15 protein-coding genes are annotated in these 15,303 nt (G+C 69.9%); 6 read left to right on the top strand and 9 right to left on the bottom strand.

The window, feature by feature from the left end:
• The first annotated feature begins 20 nt into the window (after positions 1–20).
• Together recO and AB0N02_RS14885 are read left to right on the top strand one after the other, a co-directional pair.
• Complete coding sequence (gene recO, locus AB0N02_RS14890) at positions 21–773, top strand: DNA repair protein RecO (protein WP_363946036.1); 753 nt, start codon at positions 21–23, stop codon at positions 771–773.
• Positions 770–1,561: an isoprenyl transferase gene (locus AB0N02_RS14885; RefSeq protein ID WP_363946034.1), complete on the top strand. Its 792-nt coding sequence runs from the start codon at positions 770–772 to the stop codon at positions 1,559–1,561. The genes recO and AB0N02_RS14885 overlap by 4 nt, the downstream gene beginning before the upstream one ends.
• Positions 1,562–1,672: 111 nt before the next feature.
• On the opposite strand, the gene AB0N02_RS14880 is transcribed toward AB0N02_RS14885, so the two are convergent.
• The 7 genes from AB0N02_RS14880 to AB0N02_RS14850 form a co-directional block, all read right to left on the bottom strand.
• Positions 1,673–2,167, bottom strand: coding sequence for a carbonic anhydrase (locus AB0N02_RS14880; RefSeq protein WP_363946032.1), 495 nt, complete (start codon positions 2,165–2,167; stop codon positions 1,673–1,675).
• An 86-nt stretch (positions 2,168–2,253) separates the two neighbouring features.
• The gene (locus AB0N02_RS14875; protein ID WP_363946030.1) at positions 2,254–2,802 is read right to left on the bottom strand and encodes a CGNR zinc finger domain-containing protein; all 549 of its coding nucleotides are present in this window, start codon (positions 2,800–2,802) and stop codon (positions 2,254–2,256) included.
• A 179-nt stretch (positions 2,803–2,981) separates the two neighbouring features.
• Positions 2,982–3,395: a transcriptional repressor gene (locus tag AB0N02_RS14870; RefSeq protein ID WP_363946028.1), complete on the bottom strand. Its 414-nt coding sequence runs from the start codon at positions 3,393–3,395 to the stop codon at positions 2,982–2,984.
• On the bottom strand, positions 3,392–4,225 hold the full coding sequence (locus AB0N02_RS14865) for a metal ABC transporter permease (protein WP_363946375.1): 834 nt from the start codon (positions 4,223–4,225) through the stop codon (positions 3,392–3,394). The genes AB0N02_RS14870 and AB0N02_RS14865 overlap by 4 nt, the downstream gene beginning before the upstream one ends.
• Positions 4,222–4,974 (bottom strand): metal ABC transporter ATP-binding protein, encoded by a 753-nt coding sequence (locus AB0N02_RS14860; RefSeq protein ID WP_363946027.1) that lies wholly within the window; start codon positions 4,972–4,974, stop codon positions 4,222–4,224. Before AB0N02_RS14860 ends, AB0N02_RS14865 begins: the two co-directional genes overlap by 4 nt.
• 65 nt (positions 4,975–5,039) lie before the next feature.
• Complete coding sequence (locus AB0N02_RS14855) at positions 5,040–5,963, bottom strand: metal ABC transporter substrate-binding protein (protein WP_363946026.1); 924 nt, start codon at positions 5,961–5,963, stop codon at positions 5,040–5,042.
• Between the two features lie 73 nt (positions 5,964–6,036).
• Positions 6,037–6,447, bottom strand: coding sequence for a DUF6703 family protein (locus AB0N02_RS14850; protein WP_363946024.1), 411 nt, complete (start codon positions 6,445–6,447; stop codon positions 6,037–6,039).
• Positions 6,448–6,582: 135 nt separating this feature from the next.
• Between AB0N02_RS14850 and AB0N02_RS14845 the strand changes: the two genes are divergently transcribed.
• Positions 6,583–6,861 carry an antibiotic biosynthesis monooxygenase family protein gene (locus tag AB0N02_RS14845; RefSeq protein ID WP_363946023.1) on the top strand — a complete coding sequence of 93 codons (279 nt, stop codon included), beginning with the start codon at positions 6,583–6,585 and terminating at the stop codon, positions 6,859–6,861.
• Between the two features lie 120 nt (positions 6,862–6,981).
• Complete coding sequence (locus AB0N02_RS14840; RefSeq protein ID WP_363946021.1) at positions 6,982–8,367, top strand: glycine--tRNA ligase; 1,386 nt, start codon at positions 6,982–6,984, stop codon at positions 8,365–8,367.
• Positions 8,368–8,443: 76 nt separating this feature from the next.
• On the opposite strand, the gene AB0N02_RS14835 is transcribed toward AB0N02_RS14840, so the two are convergent.
• Positions 8,444–9,034 carry a hypothetical protein gene (locus AB0N02_RS14835; protein ID WP_363946019.1) on the bottom strand — a complete coding sequence of 197 codons (591 nt, stop codon included), beginning with the start codon at positions 9,032–9,034 and terminating at the stop codon, positions 8,444–8,446.
• Positions 9,035–9,580: 546 nt separating this feature from the next.
• On the opposite strand from AB0N02_RS14835, the gene ppdK reads away from it, so the two are divergent.
• Positions 9,581–12,223 carry a pyruvate, phosphate dikinase gene (gene ppdK, locus AB0N02_RS14830; protein ID WP_363946017.1) on the top strand — a complete coding sequence of 881 codons (2,643 nt, stop codon included), beginning with the start codon at positions 9,581–9,583 and terminating at the stop codon, positions 12,221–12,223.
• 156 nt (positions 12,224–12,379) lie between these two features.
• Entirely contained in the window at positions 12,380–13,612 is a 1,233-nt protein-coding gene (locus tag AB0N02_RS14825; RefSeq protein ID WP_363946016.1) for a deoxyguanosinetriphosphate triphosphohydrolase, read from the top strand.
• Between the two features lie 169 nt (positions 13,613–13,781).
• Here the strand turns inward: AB0N02_RS14825 and AB0N02_RS14820 are convergent, their stop codons facing one another.
• Positions 13,782–15,281, bottom strand: coding sequence for an amino acid permease (locus tag AB0N02_RS14820; protein ID WP_363946014.1), 1,500 nt, complete (start codon positions 15,279–15,281; stop codon positions 13,782–13,784).
• Between the last annotated feature and the right edge of the window lie 22 nt (positions 15,282–15,303).

The raw sequence follows: 15,303 nt of genomic DNA, 5'->3' as shown, positions 1-15,303 counted from the left end.
CACCCCACTACACTGATCCGGTGAATCTGTACCGTGACGAGGGCATCGTGCTGCGCACCCACAAGCTGGGTGAGGCCGACCGCATCGTCACCGTGCTGACCAGGCGCACCGGCAAGGTCCGGGGCGTCGCCAAGGGAGTCAGGCGGACCAAGTCGCGCTTCGGCGCCCGCCTTGAGCCGTTCACCCACGTGGACGTCCAGCTCCACACGGGCCGCACGCTCGATGTGATCGCCCAGGTCGAGACCATCCACCCGTACGGCGAGGCCCTCGTGGCCGACTACCCCCGCTACACCGCGGGGGTCGCGATGCTGGAGACCGCCGACCGGCTGATCATGGCGGAGAAGGAACCGGCCCTGCGCCAGTTCCTGCTGCTGGTCGGGGGGCTGCGCACGCTCGGCTCCGGGGAGCACGAGGCCAGGCTGGTGCTCGACGCCTATTTCCTGCGCTCGCTGGCCGTCGCGGGCTACGCCCCCGCACTGGAGGCGTGCGCCCGGTGCAGGGCCACCTCGGTGCGCGCCTTCGCCATCGTGGCGGGTGGCGCGGTCTGCGGGGCCTGCCGTCCTCCCGGCGCCGCCGTGCCCGCGGGGGAGACCCTCGCGCTGATGGCGGCCCTGCTCAAGGGCGACTGGCCGGCCGCGGATTCCTCCGAGAGCAGGCACCGCAACGAATGCAGCGGCCTGGTCGCCGCCTATCTCCAATGGCACCTCGAACACGGCATACGCTCTCTCCGGCATGTGGAAAGGGAGCATGCGGAAAGGGAACTCGCCACGTGAACGTCCGTCCTCCGACACCTCACCCGTCCGGCGCCACGCCGCCGCCCATCCCGCGCGACCTCGTGCCCCGGCACGTGGCGATCGTGATGGACGGCAACGGCAGGTGGGCCAAGCAGCGCGGCCTGCCGCGCACCGAGGGACACAAGGCGGGTGAGTCGTCGCTGTTCGACGTGATCGAGGGCGCGATCGAGCTGGGCGTCCCCTACCTGTCGGCCTACGCCTTCTCCACGGAGAACTGGAAGCGCTCGCCCGACGAGATACGTTTCCTCATGGGCTTCAACCGCGACGTCATCCGCCGCCGCAGGGACGAGCTCAACGCGATGGGGGTGCGGGTCCGCTGGGCCGGCCGTCCCGGACGGCTCTGGAAGAGCGTCATCCAGGAGCTGCAGGACGCCGAGCGGATGACCGAGGGCAACTCCAAGCTGACCCTGCAGTTCTGCGTCAACTACGGCGGCCGCGCCGAGATCGTGGACGCGGCGCTCCGCCTGGCGGAGGACATCGCCGCCGGCCGCGTCAAGCCGGGCAAGGTGAAGGAGGAGACCTTCGCCAGATATCTCGACGAGCCGCAGATCCCCGACGTCGACCTGTTCGTGCGCTCCTCGGGCGAGCAGCGCACCTCCAACTTCCTGATCTGGCAGATGGCCTACGCCGAGATGGTCTTCCTCAACCGGCTGTGGCCCGACTTCGACCGCCGGGACCTGTGGGAGGCCTGCGAGCTGTACGCCAAGCGCGACAGGCGGTACGGCGGCGCCGTGCCGAACGTGGTGGGGGAGACGCCGCGCCCCTGACTGCCCCTGACGGTCACTGGCGATCACTGGCGATCACTGACGGCCCCTGACGGCGGGGCGCGTCCCGGCCCGCTCCCTCCGGGAGGAGCGGGCCGTCGCGGCGAGGTCCGCTCAGGCCTTGACCTCACGCAGGCGGCCGGTCTCGACCTCGTAGACGAAGCCGCGCACCGAGTCGGTGTGCGGGATGAAGGGGTCGTTCTTGATCCGGTTGATGGACTGCAGGACGTCCTCCTCCAGGTCGGGGAAGGCCTCGGCCGCCCAGTCGGGCTTGGTCCCGACCTCCGCCTGGATCCGCCTCTTGAAGTCGTCGTCGGTGAAGGTGAGCATGCCGCAGTCGGTGTGGTGGATGAGGATGATCTCCCTGGTGCCGAGCAGCCGCTGGCTGATGGCCAGGCTGCGGCGCTCGTCGGCGGTCACCACACCGCCCGCGTTGCGGATGACGTGCGCGTCGCCCTCGGTGAGCCCCAGCAGGCCGTAGGGGTTCAGCCGCGCGTCCATGCAGGCCAGCACGGCGACGCCACGCGCGGGGGGCAGCGGCAGGTCGCCCTTGTCGAAGGTGGCGGCGTAACGCTCGGCGTTGGCGATGAGCTCGTCGGTGACACTCATGGGCCCTCCCGGGGGTGTTGGATCGATGCATAGGCCAACTTACCCCTAATACCTACTCAGTCAATAGGTAATTACGGAGAGTGGTGTCAGGCGCGGCGGCGGGCCCGGTAGGCGGCGACGTGCATCCGGTTGCCGCAGGTGCGGCTGTCGCAGTAGACCCGGGAGCGGTTGCGCGACTCGTCGACGAAGACGTTGTCGCAGTCGGGGGCCGAGCACGTGCGCAGGCGCTCCCACTCGCCCTCGACGAGCAGGTGGGCCAGTGCGACCCCGAGGTCGGCCGACAGGTGCTCGCCGATCGAGGCGCCCGGCGCGAAGTAGTGGACGTGCAGGGCGTGGCCGTCGTGCTCGGTCAGCCGCGGGGTGATGCGGGTCCCGCTGAGCAGCGTGTTCAGCCGGATGACCGCCGTCGCCTGGTCGGGGGCGGTGAAGACCTTGTGGAAGGCGTCGCGTACGGCGCGAACCCGGCTCAGGTCGTCGGCGTCGAGCTCGCCGACCCCGCTCAACTGGCAGCGTTCCACGAATTCGGTGAGCTGCCGCAGGTCGGTCAGCCTGTCGGTGCCTCCCGTCGCGGGGGAGGTGTTGACCAGATCGACCACGGTTGCGAGTGAGTGCACCATGTCATGTCCGAATGGCATGTTGACTCCTGTTGAAGGCGGGTGGGCGGAGATGGTTTTGCCGTGGAGGGCGCGTAGCTTGCTCGCCGTCACCGAAGATTATCTCTCCGTCGCGCCCCCGAGGGGCCTTTCACGGTCACGGTGCCGCTCCCGGTCCGCGCGGCGGCGGACTTCGCGCCCGTGGGCCCGGCTGCGCGCGCTCAGCCCCGGGCCGCGGTCTCCTGCCCCTGGGGCTTGGCGGAGGTCGAGCAGGACGAACAGGTGCCGAAGACCTCGACGGTGTGGGTGACCTCGGTGAAACCGTGCTCCGAGCCGACCGCCTCGGCCCAGCGCTCGACCGCGGGCCCGGCCACCTCGACGGTCCGGCCGCACTTGCGGCAGACCAGGTGATGGTGGTGGTCCCCGCTGGCGCACGCGCGGTAGACCGACTCTCCGTCGTCGGTCCTGAGCATGTCCACGTGCCCGCTGTCGGCCAGGGCCTGCAGCGCCCGGTAGACGGTCGTGAGTCCGATCTTGGCGCCTTCCGCGCGCATCTCGGCGTAGACGTCCTGCGCGCTGCGGAAGCCCTCGCTGTGGCGAAGGACGTCATGGACGGCATCGCGTCTGTTGCTCATGGGCTGGACTCCTGTGGTCGGCTTCGGCGTACGAATCTACCGAGCCCGAGGGCCAGGACGAACCCTCCGAGCGCTACGATCACAATGATGGCGCCAGGAGGCACCTCGACATAGAACGACGAGGTCAGTCCTCCGACTGTGGAGATCATGCCGAAGAGCATGGAAAGCAGCATCGTGCTGCGGAAACCCCGCGTGAGCTGCTGGCTGGTGGCGACCGGGACCACCATGAGCGCGCTGACCAGGAGCAGGCCGACCACGCGCATGGCGATGACCACGGTCAGGGCCGCGGTGATCGCGATCAGCAGGCTCAGGAAGCGCACCGGCAGGCCGCCGGCCTTGGCGACCTCCTCGTCCTGGCAGAGCACGTAGAGCTCGCGTCCGAAAAGGACGACGACGCCCAGAACCGCCGCGGCGAGCAGGACGATGACCCATACGTCCTGTGTGCTGACGCTGCTGATCGAGCCGAACAGATAGGACATCAACGTCGAGTTGCTGCCGCCGGGGGCCAGCGAGATGAGCAGCACGCCTCCGGCGATGCCGCCGTAGAACAGCAGGGCCAGCGCCACGTCGCCGCCGGTCCGGCCGCGCTCGCGGACCAGTTCGATGGCCACCGCCCCGAGTACCGAGACCGCGACCGCGGTCAGCACCGGGGCGGTGCCCGTCAGGAAGCCCAGCGCCACGCCGGTCAGCGCGACGTGCCCGATGCCGTCGCCCAGCAGGGACAGGCGGCGCTGCACCATGAACGTGCCGATGGCGGGGGCGGCCAGGCCGACCAGCAGGGCGGCGATCAGCGCCCGCTGCATGAAGTCGAACTGCAGGAGGTCGATCACGATGTGGGCCTCCACTCGAGCGAGCTCAGGGGTTTCTCCTCGGCGTGCGGGTGCACGTGGTCGTGGCCGGGCAGCGCGTGCGCGCCGACCGCGTGGGGCGGCGTGCCGTCGTGGCACACGAACCCCTCCCTGAGCACCACCGCGCGGGTGATCAGCGGCTCCAGCGGGCCGAGCTCGTGGGCGACCAGCAGTACCGTCTTGCCCTGGGCGACGAGGACGGTCAGGGTGTCGGCGAGCAGTTGCTGGCTCTCGGCGTCCACGCCCGCGGTCGGCTCGTCCATGACGAAGGTGTCCGGTTCGCCGGCGAGGGCGCGGGCGATCAGCACCCGCTGCTGCTGGCCGCCGGACAGGGCCTGGACCGGGTCGCCCGCCCGGTGCGCCATGCCGACGGCCGCCAGGGCCCTGGAGGTCGCCTCGCGGTCGGCCGCGGTGGTCGGGCGCAGCCGCCGCTGCCTGGAGATCCTGCCGGAGGCGACGACCTCGCGGATGGTGGTCGGCACACCGCCGCCGACCGAGAGCCGCTGGGGCACGTAACCGATCCGCCACCACTCCTTGAACCGCGCGGGCGGCGTGCCGTACAGCAGGGTCCTGCCACCGGACAGGGGCGTCAGGCCGAGCAGGGCGCGGACGAGGGTGGACTTGCCCGACCCGTTCGCGCCGAGCACGGCGACCACCTCACCGGGCTCGATGGTCAGGTCGATGCCGCGAAGCACCGGGCGGCGATCCAGGCTGACCTGGCCGTCGCTCATGGCGAAAACCGCTTGGTTCGATGTCACATGTTGCCTTTACGAGCAGCTGTTGCCTTCACGTGCCTTCACGAGCAGCTGAGAGCCGCCTGAAGCGCCGTGAGGTTCTGGCGCATGGCGGACAGGTAGTCACCGTTCGCCGGCCGGCTTTCGATCGGGTCCAGGATCGCGGTTCTGGCGCCGATCTCCGTGGAGAGAACCTCGGCGACCTTCGGGCTGACGAGGGCCTCGGTGAAAATCGTAGTCACTTTCTCCTGCTTGGCCACTTTCGCCACTTCGGCGAGACGGGCCGGAGAGGGTTCCGCATCCGGGTCGAGACCGCTGATCCCGATCTGGCGGAGCTTGTAGCGGTCGGCGAGGTATCCGAACGCGGTGTGGCTGGTGACGATCGCGTTCGAGGCGCATCCGCCCAGGCCCCGCGTGAACTCGCCGTCCAGGGCGGTGAGATCGGCCACGGTCCTGGCCGCGCGCTCCTTGTACGCCTGCGCGTGGGCGGGGTCGGCCGCGGCGAGTCTGTCGCCGAGCGCGGTCGCGATCGCCGCCATGCGGGAGGGGTCGAGCCAGACGTGCGGGTCGTAGGGAACGTTCCGGCCCTCCCTGCCCTCGGTGTTCGCCTCCTCGGAGACCGAGGGAAGGGTCTTGACCGCTGTCGCGGCGTCGAAGCTCCGGTCGGCGGCGTGCTGCTCGACCGCGTCGTCCACGGCGGGCTGCACGCCCTTGATGTAGACGACCAGCCCGGTTTTCTCGAGGCCGGCGACCTGAACGGGGGTCAGTTCCAGGTCGTGGGGTTCGACGCCCGGCTTGGTCAGGCCGGTGACGGCGGCGTCGGGCCCGCCGACCCGCTCGGCCAGCCACTGCAGCGGGTACATGGCGGCGGTTACGCCGGTCCTGCCTTCCCCGGAGCCGCTCACGGTGGCCGAGTCGGCCGGGCCGGGACCGCAGGCGGTGGTGACGGTGGCGGTCGTGAGCGCGAGCAGCCCTGCTGTGCACATGCGGATACGTCGGGAAAAGCCGGACATCATGTCCACAGTATGCGGGCAAATGAAAACGATTGTCAAAATCGAATCAGAACGCTCCGAAGCGGTCGGCGGCGAGCAGGAGCAGGAAGGTGAGCAGGGCGACCCGCAGCACGCGGCCCCTGATCCCGAGCGACGGCCAGGACATATAGGCCAGCCAGCCGACGAAACCGATCACCGGAAGCACGGCGAGACCGCCCCAGAAGGATGACACGGCGAACCCGGCCAGCAGGAGCGCCACGAGGACGGCTGGGACGACCCAGCGGGGGAGCTGGAACAGGAAGACGAGCGGGGCCGCGCTGCGTTGCTCGACCCGGCGGCGCAGGCCGTCCGCGCCCGGCGTGAAGAACTGCTCACCCGGCGGGAGCGGGCGTCCGGCCCGGCCGGGGCTCTGCCGGCCCTGCCGCGGGCGGGGCCTGGCCATCGGATGCGCGGGACGTTCTGGGCGTTTTTCGGCCACGGCCAGAGCCTAACGCCGAGGGCCCCCGCGCGACACGCCCCCGCGCCCGGACGCCTTCCTCTCGTGGCCGGGCGGGGGGCACGGAGAGGGAGAGGGAGGCGCGGAGAGGGGGAGGGGCTCTGGCATGCTGGGCGGATGCTCGCTCTCATCCGCTACTCGGTACCGCCGGACCGCACCGAGGAGTTCCGCAGACAGGCCCGTGACATCGTCGAAACCCTGGCCGGGCAGCCGGGGTACGTGCGCGGCCGCGTGGTCCGCTCGGTCGACGAGCCGGACCTGTGGGCGCTGGTCAGCGAGTGGGAGGGCGCCGGGTTCTACCGGCGGGCGCTGGGGGCGGCGCGGATGGTGATGTATCCGCTGATGACCCTGATGGTCAACGAGCCCAGCGCGTTCGAGGACACGGACATTTCCTGACCGGCTCCCCCGGACGGGCGGGGCGCGACGGTCCATGCGCATGTCCCGCTCGTGTGGCTCCCCTAAGCTGGGATCCAATCAATTCCTCGCCGACCTCCAGCCGGATGGAGATTTTCCCTTATGGCACGCCGTACGGACATCATGGACACCATCGTCAGCCTCGCCAAGCGACGTGGGCTCGTCTACCCCTCCAGCGAGATCTACGGAGGCCTGCGGGCCTCCTGGGACTACGGTCCACTGGGAGTGGAGCTCAAGAACAACGTCAAGCGGCAGTGGTGGAAGACCATGGTGCAGGGCCGTGACGACGTCGTCGGTCTCGACTCCTGTGTGATCCTGGCCCGTGAGGTGTGGCAGGCCAGCGGCCACGTGGAAACCTTCACCGACCCGCTGACCGAATGCCAGTCCTGCCACAAGCGCTACCGTGCCGACCACCTCGAGGAGGCCTACGCCGAGAAACACGGCAAGGCCCCCGAGCACGGCCTGGCGGACATCACCTGCCCCAACTGCGGCAACAAGGGGGCGTTCACCGCGCCCAAGCAGTTCAGCGGCCTGCTGAAGACCTACCTCGGCGCGGTCGAGGACGAGTCGGGCCTGGCCTACCTGCGCCCCGAGACCGCCCAGGGCATCTTCATCAACTACCTCAACGTGCAGCAGTCGGCACGCAGGAAGATCCCGTTCGGCATCGGCCAGATCGGCAAGTCGTTCCGCAACGAGATCACCCCGGGCAACTTCATCTTCCGCACCCGCGAGTTCGAGCAGATGGAGATGGAGTTCTTCGTCAAGCCGGGCAGCGACGAGGAGTGGCACCAGTACTGGATCGACGAGCGCTTCCGGTGGTACATCGACCTGGGCATCAACCCGGAGAACCTGCGACTGTACGAGCACCCCAAGGAGAAGCTGTCGCACTACTCCAAGCGGACCGTCGACATCGAGTACCGCTTCAACTTCACCGGAGGCGAGTGGGGCGAGCTTGAGGGCGTCGCCAACCGCACCGACTTCGACCTGACCGCGCACGGCAAGGCCTCGGGCACCGACCTCAGCTTCTTCGAGCAGGAGACCGGTGAGCGCTACGTCCCGTACGTGATCGAGCCCGCGGCCGGTGTCGACCGCGCCACGCTCACCTTCCTCATCGACGCCTACACCGAGGACGAGGCGCCCAACGCCAAGGGCGTCATGGAGAAGCGCACGGTCATGCGGCTCGACCACCGCCTCGCGCCGGTCAAGGTCGCGGTGCTCCCGCTGTCGCGCAACGCCGACCTGTCGCCGAAGGCCAAGGACCTGGCCGCCGCGCTCCGCCGCCGCTGGAACGTCGAGTTCGACGACGCGGGCGCGATCGGCCGCCGTTACCGCCGTCAGGACGAGATCGGCACGCCGTTCTGCATCACCGTCGACTTCGACACCCTCGAGGACCACGCGGTGACCGTCCGCGAGCGCGACTCGATGACCCAGGAGCGCGTCGCCCTCGACAAGGTCGAGGCCTACCTCCGCCAGCACCTCAACGACTGACACCGCCGGTGACGGCCGCCGCCGACGGTGACGTCGGCGGCGGCACCGGCGCTCGCACCGCCGCGCCGGAGGCGGCTCACGCCCCGAGGACGGGAGCCCCCTCCGTCTGCGCCGGGACGGCCGGTTGGGTCTGTGGGGGCTCGACCGGCCGGAAGAGGAATCCGATCTCCTTGTGGACCGCGACGCAGACCACGAGGCGGTCTTCGGGCCACTCGGCCCGCAGGGGCGCGAACGCCAGCGAGGTCAGCTGCTCGGCGATGGGGCTGTGCTCGAAGATCGGGGCCAGCCGTCCCCGGCAGCCCTCCACGGCCATGGCCCGCACCCTCTCCCTGCCCGGCCATTCCCGCCCGGGCAGCAGGAACCTGGTCAGCACCTCGCCGTCGTGCGCGTCGGTGCAGCTCGCCAGCGGCAGGACGCCGCTGTCCTTCTCGAAGACGGTGTTGTCGAACACCTCGTTCACGCACGTGCCCGGCCGGATGTCGTCGATGTAGGCGACCGCCCCCGGATCCGCCGACTCCCCGGTCGTCGGCGCCGGATCGCTGGAGAGGGCCGACGCCCGTGCGCCCTGCGCCTCCTGCCCCGCCCCGGGCGTCACGCGCAGGACGAGGAGGGCCGCGCCCGTGACCGCGCCGATCAGGACGAGGACCCCCGTCAGGGCCGCCGCCACGACCAGCCCTGTACGGCGCGGGCGCGGACGGCGCCGCCCCTGCGGAAACGCCCCCGGACGGGCTCCCGGCGGAAAGGCCCCCTGTGACGGGCCCCATGTGTGCCCGGGTCCCGCCCACCCGGTCCGTGACCGCTCCTCCCGATGGTCGGGCCGTGCCCAGGGGCGCTGGTTCCCCTCTTCCATATTCATCACATACGTGACAATCCCATGCGATCCCTCGGTGATCCAGGAGATCGCGAGGGTTCTCCGGGCCGATCCACGCGTCCGCGGGTGCCCTGTGTACCCCATACCGCATCGGTTGAACCTCAAGTGAACGCGTTTGAATACTGAGACAATTGGTTTATACCAATTGGTTTATACCAATTTTTGGGGTCGGCCATATCGCCACGGTTTTGCTGTGGATTTAAATTGGATTAGACCGCCATGTACCCTCTGACCTGGGTAAACGTGGCTTCGTCGGGTGGGTGGCGTTTCGTCTTCTTCTTCATAGGTAGAGTCCCAGCAAGGCGGAACCACACGTCATTTGAAGTCGCAGAAGGAGCAACCGTGCCCAAGTACGTTTACGACTTCACCGAGGGCAACAAAGATCTCAAGGATCTGCTCGGCGGTAAGGGGGCCAACCTGGCGGAGATGACCAATCTCGGGTTGCCGGTGCCTCCCGGCTTCACCATCACCACTGACGCGTGCCGCCGCTTCCTGGAGGACGGCAGGCTCCCGGACGGGCTGGAGGAGGAGATCGCCGCCCACCTGGCCGCGCTGGAGGGCCAGATGGGCCGTCGTCTGGGCCAGGCCGACGACCCGCTGCTGGTCAGCGTGCGCTCGGGCGCCAAGTTCTCCATGCCCGGCATGATGGAGACCGTCCTGAACATCGGTCTCAACGACGAGTCGGTGCACGGCCTGGTCAAGCAGGCGGGTGGCAACGAGCGCTTCGCCTGGGACTCCTACCGCCGTCTCATCCAGATGTTCGGCAAGACCGTCCAGGGCATCGACGGCGAGCTGTTCGACGAGGCCCTGGAGGAGCTCAAGAACGGCCGCGACGACCTGAAGCTCGAGGCGGCCGACTTCCAGCGCCTGGTGGAGACCTACAAGGGCATCGTCCGCGAGCAGACCGGGCAGGACTTCCCCGCCGACCCCCACCAGCAGATGCGCATGGCCGTCATGGCGGTCTTCGAGTCGTGGAACGCGCCCCGCGCCACCCTCTACCGCCGCCAGGAGCGCATCCCCGCCGACCTCGGCACCGCCGTCAACGTCTGCTCGATGGTCTTCGGCAACTGCGGCATGGACTCGGGCACCGGTGTCGCCTTCACCCGTGACCCCGGCAGCGGCCACCAGGGCGTCTACGGCGACTACCTGCAGAACGCCCAGGGCGAGGACGTGGTCGCCGGCATTCGCAACACCATGCCGCTGCAGGAGCTGGAGCGCATCGACAAGCCCGTCTACGACGAGCTCATGAAGATCATGGAGACGCTGGAGAACCACTACCGCGACCTGTGCGACATCGAGTTCACGGTCGAGCGCGGCAAGCTGTGGATGCTCCAGACCCGGGTGGGCAAGCGGACGGCGGGCGCCGCGTTCCGCATCGCCGTACAGCTGGTCGACCAGGGCCTGATCGACCTCGACGAGGCCGTGACCCGGGTGAACGGGGCCCAGCTGGCCCAGCTCATGTTCCCGCGCTTCGCCGGTGACGCCGAGAGCGCCAGGATCACCAAGGGCATGAACGCCTCACCGGGCGCGGCCGTCGGCAAGGCCGTCTTCTCCTCGGAGCGGGCCGTCGAGCTGGCCGCCCAGGGCGAGGCCGTCATCCTCGTCCGCCGCGAGACCAACCCCGACGACCTGGCCGGCATGATCGCCGCCCGGGGCGTGCTGACGAGCCGGGGCGGCAAGACCTCCCACGCCGCCGTCGTCGCCCGGGGCATGGGCAAGACCTGTGTGTGCGGCGCCGAGGAGCTGGAGGTCTCGACCAAGGAGCGCAGGTTCACCGCGCCCGGCGGGATCGTGGTCTCCGAGGGGGACGTCATCTCCATCGACGGCTCCAGCGGTGCCGTCTACCTCGGTGAGGTGCCCGTCGTGCCCTCCCCGGTCGTGGAGTACTTCGAGGGCGCCACCGACCAGGACGACGAGCTCGTCAGGGCCGTGGACCGCATCATGACCCACGCCGACGCCTCCCGGCGGCTGCGGGTGCGGGCCAACGCCGACAACGCCGAGGACGCCGCCCGTGCCCGCCGCTTCGGGGCCGAGGGCATCGGCCTGTGCCGTACCGAGCACATGTTCCTCGGCGACCGCAGGCAGCTGGTCGAGGACCTGGTCCTGGCCACCTCCGACGCCGAGCGCGAGCAGGCGCTGGCCGCCCTCGAACCGCTGCAGAAGGCGGACTTCACCGAGATCTTCCAGGCGATGGCGGGCCTGCCCGTCACGATCCGGCTGATCGACCCGCCGTTGCACGAGTTCCTGCCCGACTACACCGAGCTGTCGGTGAAGGTCGCCCTGGCCGGGGACGACGCCGACGACAAGGACCTCAGGGTACTGGCCGCCGTCAAGCGCCTGCACGAGCAGAACCCCATGCTGGGCCTGCGCGGCGTACGGCTCGGCCTGGTCATCCCCGGTCTGTTCGCCATGCAGGTCAGGGCGATCGCCGAGGCGGCCAAGGCCGTCGAGGGCGCCCGCGCCGAGATCATGATTCCGCTCGTCGGCGCGGTCCAGGAGCTGGAGCACGTCAGGGACGAGGCCCGGCGGATCCTCGCCGAGGCCGGCGTCGAGGCGCTGGTCGGCACGATGATCGAGGTACCGCGCGCGGCGCTGACCGCCGGGCAGATCGCCGAGGCCGCCGAGTTCTTCTCCTTCGGCACCAACGACCTGACCCAGATGACCTGGGGGTTCTCGCGCGACGACGTCGAGGCCTCGTTCTTCTCCAAGTATCTGGAGCTGGGCGTCTTCGGCGTCTCCCCGTTCGAGTCCCTGGACCGCGACGGCGTCGGCAGGCTCGTGCGGATCGCGGCGGAGGAGGGCCGCAGGACCCGTCCCGACCTGAAGCTCGGCATCTGCGGTGAGCACGGAGGCGACCCGGACTCGGTCCACTTCTGCCACCGGGCCGGTCTGGACTACGTGTCCTGCTCGCCGTTCCGCATCCCCGTCGCCCGCCTGGAGGCGGGACGCGCCGCCCTGGTCAGTGAGGGTTCCGACACCCGCTGACCGGCTCGTGCGCCCCGGCCCGCCTGTCCCCGGGCCGGGGCGCACACCACCCGGCTCGCGCTTGCGGGGCGCATGTGCCTGCCTTCCAGGAGTCATCAGCTGTTTCCACGCTGTTCTGCATGGGAGGCCCCTTTCCTGGATAAAATCACTGCACTTATGCAGGGTTACGACGAGCACGACCAGGCCAGATGGGTGCCGGAACCCCCCGGCAACCCTGAGCGAAGCCCGTTCGAACGCGATCGGGCCCGCGTGCTGCACAGCGCGGGGCTGCGCAGGCTCGCGGCCAAGACCCAGGTGGTCGGTCCCGCCGAGACGCTCGGCAGCGGCCAGCACATCCCGCGCACCCGGCTGACCCACTCCCTGGAGTGCGCGCAGATCGGCCGGGAGATGGGCCAGTCGCTCCGCAGGGATCCCGACCTGGTCGAGACCGCCTGCCTGGCCCACGATCTCGGGCATCCGCCGTTCGGGCACAACGGGGAGACCGCGCTCAACGAGCTGGCCGCGGGGTGCGGCGGGTTCGAGGGGAACGCGCAGAGCCTGCGCCTGCTGACCCGCCTGGAGGCCAAGGTCCTCACCGAGGACGGCCGCAGCGCCGGTCTCAACCTCACCCGGGCCTCGCTGGACGCCGCGACCAAGTATCCCTGGACCCGCGAGACGAGCCCCAAGTACTGCGCCTACGGCGACGACCTGGCCGTCTTCGAGTGGATCAGGCAGGGGGCGCCGGAGGGCCGGGTCAGCTTCGAGGCCCAGATCATGGACTGGGCCGACGACGTGGCCTACTCGGTGCACGACCTGGAGGACGCCCTGCACGCGGGCGCGGTCGTGCCGCAGGCGCTGCGCGACCCCGCCGAGCGCCACGACGTCTGCCTGACCACCCGCGCCTGGTACGCCCCGGACGCCGAGCTCGGCGAGCTGGAGGACATCTTCGGCCGCCTGGTCGCCCAGCCGCTCTGGCCCCGCCACTTCGACGGCTCCCTCACCGACCTCGCCGCGACCAAGGGGCTCACCAGCGCGCTGATCGGTCACCTCTGCCGGTCGGCGCAGGAGGCCACCCGCGAGGCCTACGGCCTGGACGTCGGCCGCTACGGAGCCGATCTGGTCGTCCCCCGGGAGACCCGGCTGGAGTGCGCCCTGCTGAAGGGGCTGACCGCCCACTACGTGATGACCCGTGACGAGCACAGCGCCAACCAGGCCAGGCAGCGCGAGCTCATCCGCGACCTCGCCCACCTGATCATGCTGGGCGCGCCCGGCACGCTGGAGCCCGCGCTGCGTCCCGCCTTCACCCGGGCCGAGAGCGACGCGGGGCGGCTGCGCGTGGTCGTCGACCAGATCGCCTCGCTGACCGACACCTCGGCCGTCACCTGGCACAGGCGGCTGTCGGGCGGCTGAGACCGGAGGCCGGTCCCGGGGCCCGCCGCGGGTCAGGGTCCTGCCCCCGTGCCCGGGGTGCCGGGGTCGGGCATCGGGTTTGGGTGCCGGGTTCAGGTGTCGGGTTCGGGTGGCCGTCCCGGCGGGCGGTGCCGGGTGCGGGCCGGGTGCGGGCTGGGTTCGGGCGGGGTCAGGTGTCGCGGGCGGAGACGCTGTCCGCGTACTCCTTCCAGGACGGCTTCTTGAACCGCTCGACGACCAGCGGCGCCCCGCTGAAGACGATCGCCCCGGCCGCGACGAGCGCGACGTACAGGGCCGGGCTGCCGATCGGCAGCTGCGCGGGCGGTACGAAGGACAGCACGAAGGCGAACGCGGCGGCCAGGAAACCGGTTCCGGCGACCCCCCACATGCCCGCCGTACCGCCCGGGATCTTGAAGGCCCTCGGCAGGTCCGGCCGGGTGTGGCGGAGCCGGATCGCGGAGGCGTAGATGATCATGTAGACGATGATGTAGAGGCTCACCGACAGGGCGGAGATGAGGAAGTACACCGTGCTGACGTCGCTCATGAACAGGTAGAGCGAGGCGATGACCGTGACGACCACGCCCTGGACCAGCAGGATGTTCATCTGCACCCCGCTCCTGTTGGTCCTCTGCATGAACGGCGGCAGCATTCCGTCGCGGGCGGTGGCGAGCAGGCCGCGGCTGGGACCGACGATCCAGGCCAGCACGCCGCCCAGCGCGCCGTAGCACACCAGGACGCTGATCAGCTGCACCGGCCACGAGGCGTGCAGCAGGGTGGCCGAGAGCCGGTGGAAGGCGTCGAATACGCCGCTCTCGATGTTGATCTCCTTGTAGGGCAGGATCCCCGCGACGGCGAGCGAGCCGAGGGTGAAGATGCCGAACGACAGCAGCGCCGCGATCATGATCACCAGTGGGTAGCCGGTCCTGGGGTTCCTCAACTCCATCGCGTGCACGGCCTGAGACTCCACACCGGCGAAGTTGAGCAGGATGCCCGCCAGGAAGGACAGGCCCGACAGCCCGGTGATGTAGGGGAACAGCCTGGGATGGGGGTGACCGCCCCGCTCCACCGCGACCGCCTGGCTGGTCGCCTCGCTCCAGCCGATCGGCCGCCCGGAGAGCAGCCAGGCCAGGAACCCGGCCAGCAGGATGATCCCGGGGATCGCGGTGCCGAGGAGGAAGCCGTACTTGGTGACCTTGGCCGCGAACCGGTTGCCGACCAGCGCGGCGAGGGTGCACAGCCAGAAGGCGATGACGATGAACAGGCCGACGTAGACGTGGTCGGTGGCCAGGTCCGGCCTGCCGATGGCGAACGCGGCGGCGGCGGAGGCGAAGCTGAGACCGGCTGGATACCAGACGATGTTCTGCACCCACGACAGGAACATCGTGACGAATCCGGTGGGCTTGGTGAAGGCCTCGGCGACCCAGACGTACAGACCGCCCGCCCGGTCGCCGAAGGCGCCGCCGAGCTCGGCGGCGACCAGCCCCACCGGGATGAGGAACAGGAAGGTGGAGAAGCCGATGTAGACGAACATCGTCAACTCCTCCTTGGCCATCAGCGACAGTCCGCGGAGGCTGGTGACGATGGAGGCGGCGGTCATCACCCCGAGTGTCGAGACCGTCAGGTAGTGCCCGGTCGCGCGCCGGGATCTGGCGTGTTTCGGATGGGTCACCGCGGGCTCCCGATCACCTGGA

Origin of the sequence: Streptosporangium sp. NPDC051022 (assembly GCF_040683035.1) — a bacterium.
In the GTDB taxonomy this organism is placed as follows: Bacteria; Actinomycetota; Actinomycetes; order Streptosporangiales; family Streptosporangiaceae; genus Streptosporangium.
Note: the sequence above shows the minus strand (reverse complement) of the source record. Positions and strands in the feature narration are given on the sequence as shown.

Excerpts from the sequence above, each read along its gene's own strand:
- AB0N02_RS14840 (WP_363946021.1), top strand. The coding sequence starts at position 6,982 with ATGGCACGCCGTACGGACATCATGGACACCATCGTCAGCCTCGCCAAG.
- AB0N02_RS14860 (WP_363946027.1), bottom strand. The coding sequence starts at position 4,974 with ATGAGCGACGGCCAGGTCAGCCTGGATCGCCGCCCGGTGCTTCGCGGC.
- AB0N02_RS14825 (WP_363946016.1), top strand. The coding sequence starts at position 12,380 with ATGCAGGGTTACGACGAGCACGACCAGGCCAGATGGGTGCCGGAACCC.
- AB0N02_RS14855 (WP_363946026.1), bottom strand. The coding sequence starts at position 5,963 with ATGTGCACAGCAGGGCTGCTCGCGCTCACGACCGCCACCGTCACCACC.
- AB0N02_RS14880 (WP_363946032.1), bottom strand. The coding sequence starts at position 2,167 with ATGAGTGTCACCGACGAGCTCATCGCCAACGCCGAGCGTTACGCCGCC.
- AB0N02_RS14870 (WP_363946028.1), bottom strand. The coding sequence starts at position 3,395 with ATGAGCAACAGACGCGATGCCGTCCATGACGTCCTTCGCCACAGCGAG.
- AB0N02_RS14845 (WP_363946023.1), top strand. The coding sequence starts at position 6,583 with ATGCTCGCTCTCATCCGCTACTCGGTACCGCCGGACCGCACCGAGGAG.
- AB0N02_RS14875 (WP_363946030.1), bottom strand. The coding sequence starts at position 2,802 with ATGCCATTCGGACATGACATGGTGCACTCACTCGCAACCGTGGTCGAT.